General features: G+C 58.6%; 14 protein-coding genes. 8 read left to right on the top strand and 6 right to left on the bottom strand.

Going from position 1 to position 13,959, the window contains the following annotated elements:
* The first annotated feature begins 338 nt into the window (after window positions 1–338).
* The 3 genes from GTQ55_RS10440 to GTQ55_RS10430 are packed head-to-tail and all read left to right on the top strand — an operon-like array spanning window position 339 to window position 2,466.
* Window positions 339–1,052 (top strand): hypothetical protein, encoded by a 714-nt coding sequence (locus GTQ55_RS10440; RefSeq protein ID WP_161858687.1) that lies wholly within the window; start codon window positions 339–341, stop codon window positions 1,050–1,052.
* Window positions 1,053–1,078: 26 nt separating this feature from the next.
* Window positions 1,079–1,651, top strand: coding sequence for a hypothetical protein (locus tag GTQ55_RS10435; RefSeq protein WP_161858686.1), 573 nt, complete (start codon window positions 1,079–1,081; stop codon window positions 1,649–1,651).
* 35 nt (window positions 1,652–1,686) lie between these two features.
* Complete coding sequence (locus GTQ55_RS10430) at window positions 1,687–2,466, top strand: hypothetical protein (RefSeq protein ID WP_161858685.1); 780 nt, start codon at window positions 1,687–1,689, stop codon at window positions 2,464–2,466.
* Between the two features lie 45 nt (window positions 2,467–2,511).
* Here the strand turns inward: GTQ55_RS10430 and GTQ55_RS10425 are convergent, their stop codons facing one another.
* On the bottom strand, window positions 2,512–3,222 hold the full coding sequence (locus GTQ55_RS10425; protein ID WP_237567645.1) for a caspase family protein: 711 nt from the start codon (window positions 3,220–3,222) through the stop codon (window positions 2,512–2,514).
* Between the two features lie 317 nt (window positions 3,223–3,539).
* Entirely contained in the window at window positions 3,540–4,520 is a 981-nt protein-coding gene (locus tag GTQ55_RS10420; RefSeq protein ID WP_161858683.1) for an alpha/beta hydrolase family protein, read from the bottom strand.
* Between the two features lie 181 nt (window positions 4,521–4,701).
* On the opposite strand from GTQ55_RS10420, the gene GTQ55_RS10415 reads away from it, so the two are divergent.
* Window positions 4,702–5,406, top strand: coding sequence for a hypothetical protein (locus tag GTQ55_RS10415; protein ID WP_161858682.1), 705 nt, complete (start codon window positions 4,702–4,704; stop codon window positions 5,404–5,406).
* A 37-nt stretch (window positions 5,407–5,443) separates the two neighbouring features.
* Here GTQ55_RS10415 and GTQ55_RS10410 read toward each other — a convergent pair whose 3' ends face one another.
* The 4 genes from GTQ55_RS10410 to GTQ55_RS10395 form a co-directional block, all read right to left on the bottom strand.
* Window positions 5,444–6,253 (bottom strand): hypothetical protein, encoded by an 810-nt coding sequence (locus tag GTQ55_RS10410; RefSeq protein WP_161858681.1) that lies wholly within the window; start codon window positions 6,251–6,253, stop codon window positions 5,444–5,446.
* 57 nt (window positions 6,254–6,310) lie between these two features.
* A complete protein-coding gene (locus GTQ55_RS10405; protein ID WP_161858680.1) occupies window positions 6,311–7,177 on the bottom strand; it encodes an NAD-dependent epimerase/dehydratase family protein in 867 nt (288 codons plus the stop codon).
* 99 nt (window positions 7,178–7,276) lie between these two features.
* The gene (locus GTQ55_RS10400; RefSeq protein WP_161858679.1) at window positions 7,277–8,050 is read right to left on the bottom strand and encodes a DUF3108 domain-containing protein; all 774 of its coding nucleotides are present in this window, start codon (window positions 8,048–8,050) and stop codon (window positions 7,277–7,279) included.
* A gap of 64 nt (window positions 8,051–8,114) precedes the next feature.
* The gene (locus GTQ55_RS10395) at window positions 8,115–9,008 is read right to left on the bottom strand and encodes a hypothetical protein (RefSeq protein ID WP_161858678.1); all 894 of its coding nucleotides are present in this window, start codon (window positions 9,006–9,008) and stop codon (window positions 8,115–8,117) included.
* Between the two features lie 102 nt (window positions 9,009–9,110).
* Between GTQ55_RS10395 and leuC the strand changes: the two genes are divergently transcribed.
* Genes leuC through GTQ55_RS10375 form a run of 4 tightly spaced genes read left to right on the top strand, consistent with a single transcriptional unit; the run spans window position 9,111 to window position 13,939 of the window.
* Window positions 9,111–10,547 carry a 3-isopropylmalate dehydratase large subunit gene (leuC, locus tag GTQ55_RS10390; RefSeq protein ID WP_161858677.1) on the top strand — a complete coding sequence of 479 codons (1,437 nt, stop codon included), beginning with the start codon at window positions 9,111–9,113 and terminating at the stop codon, window positions 10,545–10,547.
* A complete protein-coding gene (gene leuD / locus GTQ55_RS10385; protein ID WP_161858676.1) occupies window positions 10,544–11,194 on the top strand; it encodes a 3-isopropylmalate dehydratase small subunit in 651 nt (216 codons plus the stop codon). Before leuC ends, leuD begins: the two co-directional genes overlap by 4 nt.
* Window positions 11,191–12,552, top strand: coding sequence for an MmgE/PrpD family protein (locus GTQ55_RS10380; RefSeq protein ID WP_161858675.1), 1,362 nt, complete (start codon window positions 11,191–11,193; stop codon window positions 12,550–12,552). The genes leuD and GTQ55_RS10380 overlap by 4 nt, the downstream gene beginning before the upstream one ends.
* Window positions 12,545–13,939 (top strand): MmgE/PrpD family protein, encoded by a 1,395-nt coding sequence (locus GTQ55_RS10375; protein ID WP_161858674.1) that lies wholly within the window; start codon window positions 12,545–12,547, stop codon window positions 13,937–13,939. The genes GTQ55_RS10380 and GTQ55_RS10375 overlap by 8 nt, the downstream gene beginning before the upstream one ends.
* Window positions 13,940–13,959: the final 20 nt, after the last annotated feature.

Here is a 13,959-nt window from a genome sequence, read left to right as displayed (position 1 = left end):
GTGGTGTGAAGTATAAATAGGGGAGCAAGGAGTAGCTTGGCATATATTTCAACTCGATATACGATAAAACTAAACGCTTCATTCTGTTCGCGCTGTATATCGGTAGAGTTAGCCGGAGACATGCCGAAAGCCATTGCAAATATTTGCACAGCTATGCGAAAGTGACAAGGTAAAGTGTTGTGCTTGGTATTGCCTCTATTTAAAGCCTGCTTTCGATATTCATCTGTAACGTTATCAGGCTAGTGGTGCGAAGGAGCGTTCGAGCCATATTGCTTTTTGTGGTTGATTGAGGCGCCAGCCTCGAATGAAACAGATGAAAAATAACAAGGGGTGCTTGCGTGCCGCGTATTACGTTGATCGTTACTTTGGCTTTGTTTGTTGGCGGTGAGGTTGGCGCCCAAACAAATATTGATGAAACCCGGACCGTTATTGTCGAACTTGATAACGATAAGTTGATACTAGAGAACGATGGTACTGAAAACGGTAAACGCTTGTACGCGCTGGGTAGGGAGCTGCGTGCACTGGACGAGGATATTCGGCAGCTGAAAGAGCAGGCCGATATGATGCCCGTGACACCGAGCCCACCGCCCGAAAGTAACAATAAGAACGCCCCAAAACCCCCAACCGTTAAAAATGAAAATATAGAGATCCTTCACAGTGTATTGGCGGTGATGGAACAAAACCGGGCGGATGCAGCAGAGGAATTACGGGAAGCCTGGAAGTTATCCAATAGCCGATCCTGGGGCTCTCCTGCTGAACACCTCGAGTCGGCCCAAGATAATATACAGTCTGCGCGCGGTGCATTGGATAAGTCGATGCCCTCGAGCCTATATTGCCGTACGAAGATCCAGTCCACCCGTGAGCCCAGCAATATTCACTATATGCCGGAAGGCGATTTCCGCAGCGGTGGTGAAGACTGGGTAAGCTATACCGTCGGGGCCAAAATCAAGATCGGCAACTACCGCTTTCGGGTTTCGGGCGATGATGCTGTCTTCGATCAGAAGGTGACGATTCTTCAGGATCCTTTTGTTCACGTTATCCAACCTCTTTAGCGGATTATCGGAAATAGGGTAGCATTGTGAGTATCAAATCGACGTTGGAACGCGTGGGGGGCATCTGGGCTGCGGTAGTTGCCGCGGTAGTCGCAGGACCTCTGGGAGTCTGGGCGGGAGAGCTTGATCCGCCTGATCCCGCGGGGCTGGCGGTAAAGATTGCGATTCCCTTCTGCTGTATATGCCTTGTGCTGGTGTGGCTCTGGGGCCGAAATGTAAGCCAAGTGACGCGCAGGATTCTGGCTAGTATCACCCTGGTAATGGGTATCCCCGCTTTGGCTTTCTACCTGCTTACATACTTTTCTGTCGTTGTTGCCCAGCCAATCCCTACTGAAACGGGCATGCGGACCGTGCGCCTTACCATAGGCAGCGCATATCGTTCCCGGATTGAAGTCCAGGATCGCACCCCCTCTGAATTGTTGCTGGACTATGCTTTTGACCCCTCCAAGATCTGGACGCGGGATTCTATTCGTAATAATCAGGTCAAGCTCAATAGCCTGTTTATCCTCAGCTTCTCATTACTTTCCGCTGGCTTTGCTTTTGTATCCATCCGGCCGCAAAAGCGCCCTGAGCCTTCGGGCGCGGAACTGGCCACCTGAATATAACGATAAGGCTTAAATCCAGGAGTGGAACCATGGTGATTAAAGGGAAGATTGGGCGGGCATTGCTGGGGGCGTCTCTGCTGGCGGCTGCGCCTTTGGTTTCGGCTCAGAATGGCGCAGAGATCCATACATTTGGTGGACTGGAAATGGGCTATGGCACCTTCTCCTTTGAGCAGAAGCTGGATCAGACCGTGGTCTTCCCGGTCGCAAATCTGACCGGCGGGGTAGCCTACAAGCGTTTCAACGCGGCATTGAACCTGTCGGGATCCGTGCAGGGGGCGGAAGTGTCGGAGGAGGATTTTATCGGCACGGCGGAGCGCAGGGATTACGATCTTACCTTTGGCTATCAGGCTAACGATTACCTTAGTGCGTTTATCGGCTACAAGTCTGGTAAGACCGACCTGGATCGCCTCAGTCGGGATGAAAGCCCGATTGCCAGTTCCGAGTACTACAAGCAATCGGGGGCCTTTGCCGGAATTAATCTCGGTCGCAGTTTCGAGAACGCCGGTAAGCTTGATTTCTCCATCGCATATGCGCTGCTGGATGGCGATAATTTTTTCGCGTCGGATGGTGACGGTGTGGAAGCCGGGGAAACCCGCGAGTTCGATGATATTGATGGCAGAAGCTCAGGCAGCTCCACGGGTTACTCCATCAATCTGGGCTGGACCATTCCCATCTCCGGTAACCTGCTGTTTCGCAGCAAGCTAAAGCACAACAGTTACCAGCAGGATATCCGCTTTGATGGGCAGGATTTCAATGAAATCCGCGAACAGTCCAATATGCTCATTGTGGGAGTGATCGGGGTATTTTAGTCGGCCGTTGACGTATGTGGCTGCCTAAAGGCTAGTCGCTTCAGGCTAGAAATTAACCACATTGGGAATCTTCTTGTTTTTGGGTGGGGCAAAATAGAAGGTTTCCAGGAGGGAAGAGTGCTCCCATGGCGTCTGCCGATTATTGGTGGCTCGCAGTACATCCTTGCGTACTTTCTTGAAGAGCTCTTCTGCCGTTTCCGAGCGGGTGAAATGTCGTAGTAGTGCCCGAGTATAGGTGCCGTTACGGCCGCGGCCATCCTCCGCCACATTTCCCGGCTCCGTTGCGTAGGCAATCAGTGTACTGGGTGGCGGTTCTACCAGTGCCAAGCCAGCCTGAATCTCTCGCAACTGGGCCGTAACCGTCGCCGTTTTCCGGAAGGGATTATTGCGGCAGGCATCCAGAATGATGATGTTCTGGTCGCTGAGGGACTGCTCCAATTCCGTAATCAGGTTATTGATCGAATAGGCGCTGTCTATCAGTTCTTTTGGACTCTGAATTGGCACATCTACAGGAATCAGGTAATTGGTGTTCTGCAGCTGGATGCCATGGCCCGCGTAATAGAACACACTTACGGCGTTGTCTTCGACAATAGAGCGATAAAACTCAGCAACGGTCTGGCGGAATTGCTCCGGATTCAGATCCGTTGCCAGGGTAGTCTTGTAGCGCAGTTTTTGTAAGTTTTTTGCCACATCCCTGGCATCGTTCACCGGGTTTTTTAGCGGTGCAAAATCGTAATTACTATTGCCTATGACCAACGCATAACGGGGTAAAGATTCATCGTACGCATAGCTCGAGGGTTGGTATAACAGGGCAGCGACAGGTATCAAGAGCTGTAGTAGCCGTTGAAAATTCCGTCGGCTATTGAGAATGCGGAACATCGACCAATCCTCCTTGCAGAATGCTGATCTCGAATTGTGCCAGAAGTCCAAGAGATTAGCGTTGATTGCAGGTATTGGAAAGCTTGGGGCACGGGTTGGGGCCATATTGAAAGAGTGGCCGTGTACAAAATCGCCTGGTTCGTACCCTTGTTACATTCAAATCGCTCTGTGCGTGCTATCCGGCGTGAGCGTGTTCACTTGCGCAGAAGTTTACTGATCAGCTCATGGTCAGCGGCACTTAGTTTACGGTAGGAGTCTCGTGATTCTGACTGGCCGCCCAGGAACCCCTGAATAAGCAGGCGAATAGCCTGCTCAATAGTGTTTCGCGCTCTATCGGTTTCCACTGGCAGGTCGATAAATCCGCGCCCGCAGGTGTCGTCTGGAGGTGTGCAGAAGGAAAAGTGGTTGGCGTCGTGCATGAGGAGCAGGACGTTGTCTCCACCGTTTTCGGGTATCGACTTGTCGAAGGTCTGCTCGATGCGGGCGGTAGCGCTGTTGCTGTCGCTGCCATAGCGGTGAGCGCTGTGGGCGATGCAGCCGTCTTGCTCGCCACCGATCACTAGCACCGGCACATCGGCATTCACTGGTAGCAGTGTTTCTTCCGGCCACCCTAGCACCGTCGATGCGCCAGTGTGGGCGCCGTAGGCAAAGACCGCACGCAGAGCGGGAAACCAGTCACGGTTGGCGTTGAGTAGCGCGAGCGTGCCACCGGCGCTATGTCCGCCGAAGGCGAGGCGATTCAGGTCAAGCTTGCCTGCCAGTAGGCCTTTTGTATTGAGCTTTTCCAGCATCGATAGGATTGCGGGCACGGCCAAGGCTGATGGACGCTGGCCGAACTGGTCTGGAGTCAGTGCCTTTATGTCGATCGCTGGGGTTGCCGCAACATAACCCGGCATTTCCTCCGCCACGAGCTGGTAAGTCACAGTTACGATACCAGATGATGCGAGAGTTTCCGCCAGCCAACGGTAGCCAGCGGGATCAATATTGATACCGTGGAACAGGATCAGTACGGGGCAGGGTGCGAGGGCGTCGTCAACGGGGACTGCGCCGGTATTGCGCTCGTCAAAAGAACCACCGTAGCGGGCGGGATAGTAAATTCTCGCAATGCCTGTATCGTAAGGGGGGTGTAGAGAATCAACCTTGAAAGCGTCAAAAATACAGCGTGTTATGTACATGGAAATTTACCTGCATATTCCTGTAGTCGAGCTTAGACAGGGGGGCACTGCCGGGGATTGATAATTATCAATTCGTACAGTGATAAGTTGCTGTATCCATGATCCGGTGTATTCGGTCATGCGTAATCTGTCACCACAGCACTATCCCTGAACTATCCCTGAGCGATCAAAGGAAGAACCAATGATAATATCCCTTACCCTCCCGCGCGTGGCCCGTGTTCTGGCGCTAATGGCCGGACTCTATGGCACTGCGGCACAGGCCTCTCCACTGAAGGTAGACGACGCCTTTTGCGGGCGTATGCAGCAGTTTATCGCCGGCACCGATATGCCGGTGGAAAATGTGCTGTACGAAGAGGGAACCTATTGGGGCACCTTCAAAAAGTCCAAGCCAACCGCCCAGCCGCTGACCAGCCACCAGTACGTGGCCTACCAGTTTGCGGACGGGCAGCGCGCCGATTACCCGGTGATGGTGGCGTGTAAAATGAAAACCGCCGAGCGAATCCGTACCGCGCATGGGGAGGGCAGCAAGTTCACCATTGCCGACGAGGACCGGAATTGCCAGCAGTGGCTGGATACCATGCTGGCAGATGTGTACGAGGCGTTGGAGGAGCAGGGTAGCGAGAACCTGATGCCGCGTGAGCGTATATCCCTGAGTGAGGATGCCGTGTATATCGGCCCCTTCTGGTTGCGTCCGGAGTTGTATCAGGTGGCCTACAGTGAAGGTGATGTCATGAAGCTTCGCACCAAGGCACTACATGTGGAGTATCGGCGCTTCATGCCGGTGCCCGACAGTTTCATGGGTACCCATTACTGCACCATGATTACCCCCGAGTATCTCGCCAAACTCCTGCAGGGCGAGGCGCAAGCGCCGCAGCTACAGGAGTAAGGCGGATTACCTTTGTGGGGCTTCTGCAGGCCCCGGATCAGACCTCCAGCGCGCGGCGCATCTGCTCCGCGCCCATCCGCAGGGTCAGCATTTGCTGCACGCCTTCTTCGCCAAATACCTTGGTCGCGAGCTTGTTCATCGGGTCGCGCTCGTAGCACAGGCGGCGCAACTGATGATCGTCGCGGCGCAGTGTTTCGCGCTCGCTTTCCGCGATTGGCTGCGCATCGTCATACCATTTCAGCCAGTGCGCGAGCATACGGCGCGCATAGTTCTCGAGAATATCGATATTTTCGTCATTCAGGTCGCCCATCAAGCTCTGGGTGGACGGGTTGATCAGTGCGCGCATATAGGGGCCGTGGCTGACGGACCACTGGAAATTCTTGTGCCCGCGCAGTGCCAGATATTCGTCGTTGATGGGCGCGTAGTACTTGTCGAGGTAATAGCTGTCCACCAACAGGTTGCGGCGCGGCATAAAGTCGAAATAGAAAAACAGTTTGGGAATGGTGCCGAACACCATCACGAAGTGCGGTACGTCGGTCTTCTGTCCCAGATACGCAGTGGCGTTCATGTCCAGGATGCTGGCCTTGCGGTTGCCCAGCCAGGAATTTACCAGCCACTCGCAGTCGCCGCCGCTCCAGGCCTGGAAGGAACCCTCGAACTCGCCATTTGGGGAGGTGTAGTACTCGCGGTCCTGACAGGACGGTTCCAGTGCGAGCCCGCTAAAGCGGCTGGCGATGGTCTGTTTCACATCGGTGAGGATACCCCAGCAGCGCTCCCACGCTTTGCTCACGTCCACATTGGGGTTTTCTGACAAAAACTGGTCGATGGTTTTGGTATCGGAATGCATAGCTCGCCTCATGGATCACTCGGGTGATGGGTTTATTGTTATCCGGTGGGGAATAGGTCAGGCAGTTTCGCCTTCCCGCAAGTAGCTTGCATTGGGATCTCCATGGGCAACGCGATACCCGGTCGCATAGATTTTTTCCGCGGAAATCCTGCGGTTGGGCGCCTTGATCTGATTGAGAAATTCCAGTCGCGTCAGGCCCTCCGCATCACAGATGGCATCGAACACCCGGGCGTTGGTGGCGGGAATGCGTTCGTTGTCGCACACGTTAAAAATGCCGCTGAGCCTCTGGTCGACGGCGTGGGCCACCGCGCTGACCACGTCTTCAAAGTGAATTGCGTAGAGCAGGGCGTCGGCGCCAAACAGCGCCTTACCGCCGAAATAGGAGTGCGCCAGCTTTACCCGTTCCGGAAAACTCAGGTCGCCCGGTGCGCCGTACATGTCCGGGAAGCGCAGTACACAGCCGCCGGACCGTGAGAGGATGTTCTGCTCCGCCTGCTGGTAATACAGGGAGGAGGGCTCCTCGTGGTTGCTGGTGGGGGTTTCCTCGGTGATGGGGGAGCTGCCTTCACCGCCATCGCCGTACACGGAGAACGACGACAGGAAGATCAGGCGCTCGCAACTGGCCGCGGCGCTGGAGCAGGTTTCCACCAGTGTCTGGCGATAGTGCTGGTGCCGCTCTTCCGGAGTGCGGGTATTTCTTACATTCGGGGCAACGGTGACCACAATCAGGTCGACGCCCGCGGCCGCCGCAGCGACCTTGTCGGATTCGTGACCCTTCAGCACCACCACTTCGTCCGCATACGGTCTTAGCGCTGCGACCTTTTCCGGGGTGGTGGTGGTACCGATCACCTGGTGGCCGTTGTCGCGGAGCCGGCTGCCGAGGGCCTTGCCCACATGCCCCATGCCCAGTATCAGTATTTTCATTATTGTCTCCCGTCAGGGTCTATTGGTTATCGCACCGATACTAGGCGAGAGGGGACGAGCCGCATTGACGATTGTCAATAACGGCCCAGCTGCGCTGCGTCAGATAGCGGTTTCCGCGGCCGTGTGTTTCGCGCTGGTGACGCCATTGTGAGATTCGAAATACTGCACCTCCGCCAGTTCATAGCGGGTCTGCATGTAGCCCTCCACTTCGGCGCGCAGCAGCAAGTAGTCGTCATCCGCGGTACACCAGACATTGTAGGGCGGGTGCTCTTCCGGCAGGTCAGCGGCGGTGTCGGTGACCTGGAAATGGCGTGCGCGGAAGCGGCCGGCCTCCACGGTGACGTCCGTTTCACCCACGTACACCAGGGAAAAGCCCATCTTGAACAGCAGTGGACCGGTCGCACCGCGGTGATCCGGAGAGGACAGCATCATGTGTGGAAAGTGCTGTTTGCCCGGACCCTGGGACAGGTCGTACAGCCGCATCAGCAGCCCGTCGCCGGCAATCGGGTGGCACTGCATCCACTGCACGGGTGCCGCCAGCTCAATACGCTGGCTGATGCGTCCGTCGCGATGGTTGAAGGTTTCGCATTCGGCCTGCTTGTCGGTGAAGCGGAACCAGCCGGTACCCTCAAAATGGTCGCCCACGGTGAGGCGCACCGAGCAGTCGAGAGGTGCGGAATCGGTGTGCCGCAGCGCCTGCACGATGTCGCGGGTGACGCTGGGAGCGTCGTCGATTTCACAGTGGGCCTGCAACACATCGATGCCGTCCGCCTGCTGGGTGATACTGAAGAATTCCCGGCCGCGCTCGTGTCCCAGGCGGTCGGCTTTGCGGCTGCTGTAGCGGATGTGTCCGCGAATGGTTCGGTAGGGCATGGGCTTCTCTTGGTTGCAGTCGTTATTTTTCGTTCTGGCGGCGTTCGTTCGGCATTCGCCGGTGCTAGTGCGCGGTGCGTTCGATCAATTCGATCCGTTCGCCGTCGTGGCCGTAAACAGTACAGCTCCGCCGTCCATCATAGGGCGCTTCGCGGTGGCGGAAGGTCACAACATCCGGCGGCAGGCGATCAATCAAAAAAGTAATCATGGCGATGCCACCGCCAAGGCTGTCGGCCTGCCGGGGTGGCGTGGCGAGGTCCGGCAGCTGGTCGATTTCGATCAGGGTGCTGTCAGCCAGTTGCAGGGTGGCGAGTGGATGCTGTTGTGCGAGCGGCAAGCCGCGCAGCTGATTGATCACGGTGACCCGGGTATCAAAACTGAGGCCGTCGTGTTGTGCCAGGGATTCGTAGCTTGCCAGTGATGCGCTGCGATCGCGGCTTGCCAGCACTGGAATAAACAGATGATCGACGGCACAGCGGGCCTGTGGCAGCTGGAATGGTGGTACCGCGCCGGAAATTCGGGTCAGGTAAAGCAGCTCTCCGGCGGGTCCTTGCACCTGTACCGCGCGAATCTTGTCGCTGAGTTCGAGGTTGGCGGCGGGCCGCAGTACCTTGAAGGGTGATGAAGTCAGGTCCGCTGCAAGGGCGTCCGGGTCTTCCACCAGTATTTCCAGCGACATCCAGCCGGCCCGGGAGAGGGGGGCGGCGGGCTCGGCACCGGCGTCTTCAATAATACGCAGCCAGGGGTGCCCCAGCGCATTGCCCAGCAGCCAGCACGGCGCGTCCGCGAGATCCGGGCAGTCCCACTGCTCGGCGACGCCGGGTGTGAGCGGTTCGCTGGCGAGCACCCGGCACTGCAGGTAGCTGCAGTATTGGTCCACCAGTGCTGCGGCATCGGGGCTCGCCAGAGTGGCGATGGTGCAGGGGCCCAGTGCGGGTGTTGGCTCGTTAATGCTCATTGTTGGCAAATCACTGTTCTCAAAGATCTAATGTTATAATAATATATCAAATAGAGAGATAAAAGATCTGACCTTGCCGCAGGGTACAGGAGGGCAGTAAGTATGGCGATAAACAGCGCAAGCACGTTGTTCGACAAGTTGTGGTCGGACCACACCGTGTGTGAACTCGATAGCGGGGAAACCCTGTTATACATCGACCGGGTCTTTCTGCACGAGCGGACCGGTTCGATTGCGCTACAGAGCCTGCACTCCGCCGGCTACAAGGTGCGGGATGCGCGCCGGGTGTTCTGCACCATGGACCATATTGTCGATACCTTCCCGGGGCGCGGAGACAAAACCCTGATGCCATCCGGGTCCGATTTTATCCTGGCTACACGCAGCGAAACCCGCGCGGCCAATATCCGTCTGTTTGACGTGAATGACGAGGATCAGGGGATCGTGCACGTGATCAGCCCGGAGCTGGGGCTGGTGCTGCCTGGACTCACACAGGTGTGCCCGGACAGCCACACCTGCACTCTCGGAGGCATCGGCGCGCTGGCCTGGGGCATCGGTTCCAGTGAGGCGGAGCACGCGCTGGCGACGGGCACCCTGCGGGTGCGCAAGCCCAAAAACATGCGTGTGATCGTCGATGGTGAGCTGGCTTCCGGTGTAACCGCCAAGGACCTGGTGCTGCACCTGATCGCCCGCTTTGGTAGCAATGGTGGGGCGGGTTATGCGGTTGAGTTCTGTGGTTCGGCGATCCGTCGGTTGTCGGTGGAGGCCCGCTTTACCCTGTGCAACATGGCCGTGGAGTTTTCCGCGTTTACCGCGATCATCGCGCCAGACGAAACCGTCGAGGACTATGTGGCCGGCCGCGATTTCGCGCCCAAGGGCGAGCACTGGCACGATGCCTGCCGTTACTGGCGCACGCTGCGCAGTGACGAAGACGCCGTGTTTGATCGCGAACTGCGCGTCGATGCCAACCTTATCCGCCCGATGGTGACCTGGGGTACCAGTCCGGAACAGGTGGCGGGCCTGCATGAGTGCACGCCCGATCCTGAAACCTTTGCCGAAATTCATCGCCGGGAGGCTGCCCAGCGCGCCCTCGAATACCAGGGGCTGAAACCCGGGCAGGTGATTGCTGATATCGCGGTGAATGCCGCCTTTATCGGATCCTGTACCAATAGCCGTATCAGCGATCTGCGAGCGGCAGCGGCGGTGGTGCAGGGCCGGCACATCGCGCCAGGGGTGCGCGGTGTGGTAGTGCCGGGATCTCGACGGGTAAAACGTGAGGCCGAAAAGGAAGGCCTCGACCGGATCTTTACGGCGGCGGGCTTCGAGTGGCGGGATTCCGGCTGCTCCATGTGTTTTTACGCCGGAGGGGAAACCTTTGGCGCGCACCAGCGTGTGATTTCCAGCACCAATCGCAATTTTGAAGGGCGCCAGGGGCCCAATACGCGCACTCACCTGGCGAGCCCCGCCACGGTAGCGGCCTCAGCCATTGCCGGATATATCACCTCTGCCGAGTCACTGGCCAATAGCGAGTCACTGATTGCATGAAGCCGTTTGTCACCCACACTGGTATTGCCGCGCCGCTACTGCGACGCAACATCGACACCGATGCGATCATCCCGTCGCGGGAAATGAAGCGGGTTTCCAAGCGCGGTCTCGGCGAAGGTCTGTTTGCCGGCTGGCGCTACACCTTGCCCGGAAGTCGTGAGCTAAACCCGTCTTTTGTTCTCAACCGGCCCGAATACGCCGGCGCCTCCATTCTTCTGGCCCTCGACAATTTCGGCTGCGGTTCCTCCCGTGAGCACGCAGTGTGGGCGCTGGCGGAGTACGGTGTGCGTGCAGTTATCGCCAGCGGTTTCGGAGCGATTTTTCATACCAACTGTATCCGCAACGGCATTCTGCCGGTGCGCCTCGATGAAATCAGCATTACGGCGCTGGCCGAACAGGTGCAACGCGACCCGCAGAGCAACCCCGTGACCATCGACCTGCAAACCTGCCTGATCCAGTGCGGCGATTTGTTGTGGCCATTCTCTCTCGATGAGAGCGCTCGCCATCAGCTGTTGAATGGCCTGGATCCGATTGCACTGACATTACAGCATCGCAGGGCGATAGACGTTTATGAGCAGGCGCGGCGCAAGCAGCGCACGTGGGTGTATGCACCACTGGAAGACAGTGTGGAAGGAGTGCCGCTGTGAAGCTTCCTCCAACGCTACTGCAACAGCTGGTACCCCTGCTGGAGCGTAATATTGACGATGCGACTCTGGCGAGGGCACAGCTGCACCTGCTCGACTGGCTCGGCTGTGCGGCCTATGGCAGTCGCAGCGAAGTGGCGGCAAAGCTGCGGCATTACCTTGCCCGGTGGGGGGGGGCGGGAGACTGCTGGAACCTCTGTGGGCGCGACAGCAACTGGCAGGACACGCTGCAATACCACGGCATACTCGGCAGTATTGCCGAGATGGACGACCTGCACCGCACCTCCACCCTGCATCCCGGCCCGATCCTCATTCCTGCCGCCTTGGTAGTCGCCGACATGGTGCGGGCTACGCCGCGCGCGTTGCTGGAATCTATTGTGGTCGGCTATGAAACAATGATCCGCATCGGCCGCGCACTCGGCCGCGATCACTATGCGCTGTATCACAACACCTCCAGCTGTGGCAGCTTTGGGGCTGCTGCCGCCGCCGCCAGGTTGCTGGGGCTCGACCCTGAGCAGACCGTTTGGGCACTGGCCAACGCGGGCAGTCGCACCGGTGGCTTCTGGCAGATGCGCCACGAAGCGGTGGACACCAAGCCCTTGCACAACGCCAGCGCGGCACAGGCCGGCGTGCAGGCGGCGCTGCTGGCGGCGAGCCAACTGCGCGGACCGGCCAGTTTGCTGGAGGGGACCCAGGGCTTCTTTGCGGCGACATCGCCGCAGGCCAAGCCGCTTGCGGTGATCGATCAGGCCGCGGGCGGCTGGCTGATTTTCCAGTGCAGTTTCAAACCCTGGCCCGCATGCCGTCACACCCATCCGGCGATCGACGCGGTGCGAGCTTTGGGTGACATTTCCGTCGAGGATATCCGTTCGCTGCAAATCGGCAGCTACGCCGACGCACTGCTGTTCTGCGATCGCCCGCGGCCACAGTCGCCGGCCGAGGCGCGTTTCAGCGTGCAGCATTGTGTCGCTGTCACCCTGCTGTACGGGAAACCGGACATCGCCGATTTTGAACACGAGGTTGTGCAGCGGTCGGAGGTGGCGGCACTGCGGGAGAAGGTGTCGTTGGTGTTGGATGACGAGCACGAGCGGGCGTACCCCGGACATTTTGGCGCGACGGCGCTGGTAACACTGAACGACGGCACACAGCTGAATATTGTGTTACGCGATGCCTGGGGAGATCCGGAATGGCCCATGGCGGAGGACGATATCGTCACCAAGGCGCGCACCTTGTTGGGTGCCGGTGGGGTTCACCCGACGTGTGCCGAGGATGTCATCGAGATCGCATTGAATCTGATTGATCAGACGGATCTCGGACATTTGTTTGCGGCGCTGCGCGCACTGGGGGCGAATAGTGCGTGACTTTGAACAGCAGCTGGTGGGGCATGTCGCCGGCGCGAACTTCGCTGACCTGGATGATGCGGCGATAGCGGCCTGCAAGACATTCATTCTCGATTCCATCGGCGTTGGCATCAGCGGTTCGCGGCTTCCTCTGGCCGCCGAACTGCTGGGCACCGCCGCTGAATGGGGTAGCGCTGCAACCCATCGCGCCGCCACGGTCTGGGGAAGCGATGTTCGCCTGCCCGCGGCGCACGCCGCCATGGTCAATGCCTACCAGATCCACAACCAGGAATTCGACTGTGTGCACGAGCGCGCCGTGGTACACCCGATGGCGGTGATCCTGTCGGCGCTGCTGGCGGATGCCGAGGCGCGCGAGGCGGACGGCCGCTCCCTCTTGCTGGCGCTGGCGCTGGCGGTGGATGTGGCTACCGTGCTCGGCATGAGCGCCAGCAAGCCCATGCGGTTTTTCCGCCCGGGTACCGCGGGCTGCATCGGCGCCGCCGCGGGCATTGCCCGATTGCGCGGCTACGACCGTGAAAAAATCCTACAGTCCATGTCCATCGCATACAGCCAGACCGGTGGCACCATGCAGGCGCACACCGAGGGGGTGGCAGTGCTGCCCATGCAGGTGGCATTCAATGCGCGCAATGCCATCGCCGCTGCGGATATGGCGGGGTTCGGCCTTGAGGGGCCGCGCCGCTTCCTGAGTGGTGCCTTCGGTTATTTCTCGATTATGGAGTCGGATGGTAACGCGGAGTCTGCCTTTTCCCTGTTGGGGGGCGAGTGGCAGATCGTCCGTGTCAGCCACAAACCATTTCCCACCGGGCGTGCGGCGCACGGCACTCTCGACGCACTGACGCAGTTGCGTGCAGCCCACGGTTTTGCCGCCTCGGATATCGAATCGGTAATTATCGCGGCACCGCCGTTAGTGCGGCGCCTGGTCGACAGGCCCGCGCAGCCCGGCATGAGCGTGAATTATGCGCGGTTGTGCATCGGCTATGTGGCGGCGACGCTGCTGCTGTCTGGGGATGTGGGGGTGGAGGATTTCGATCCCGCCGCGCTCGCCGATCCCGTTCGCCAGAATCTGGCAGCGCGCATCACCATGACGCCGTCTGCCAGCAAGGATCCCAATGCACTGGCGCCGCAAACGGTCACCGTGCGGCTGAATGACGGCACTGAATATCGCCGGGAGCTTACTGCGATTCTCGGTCACCCGGAAAACCCGCTGGATCGCAGCCGGCAGCTGGCCAAATTCCGGCGCTGCCTCGGTTCTGCGCGTACGCCATTCGACGCGGAAACCGGAGTTGCGATTATTGCGAGGATTGAGCGGCTGGAGCAGCTGGCATCCGTGAGCGAACTGACCGGCTTGCTGGCGTCACTGCCGCAACCCGTCGATGCCATTACCTGAAACCAGCGCCGTTTAAACAG

This window comes from Microbulbifer hydrolyticus (genome assembly GCF_009931115.1).
Taxonomy (GTDB): Bacteria; Pseudomonadota; Gammaproteobacteria; order Pseudomonadales; family Cellvibrionaceae; genus Microbulbifer; species Microbulbifer hydrolyticus.
Note: the sequence above shows the minus strand (reverse complement) of the source record. Positions and strands in the feature narration are given on the sequence as shown.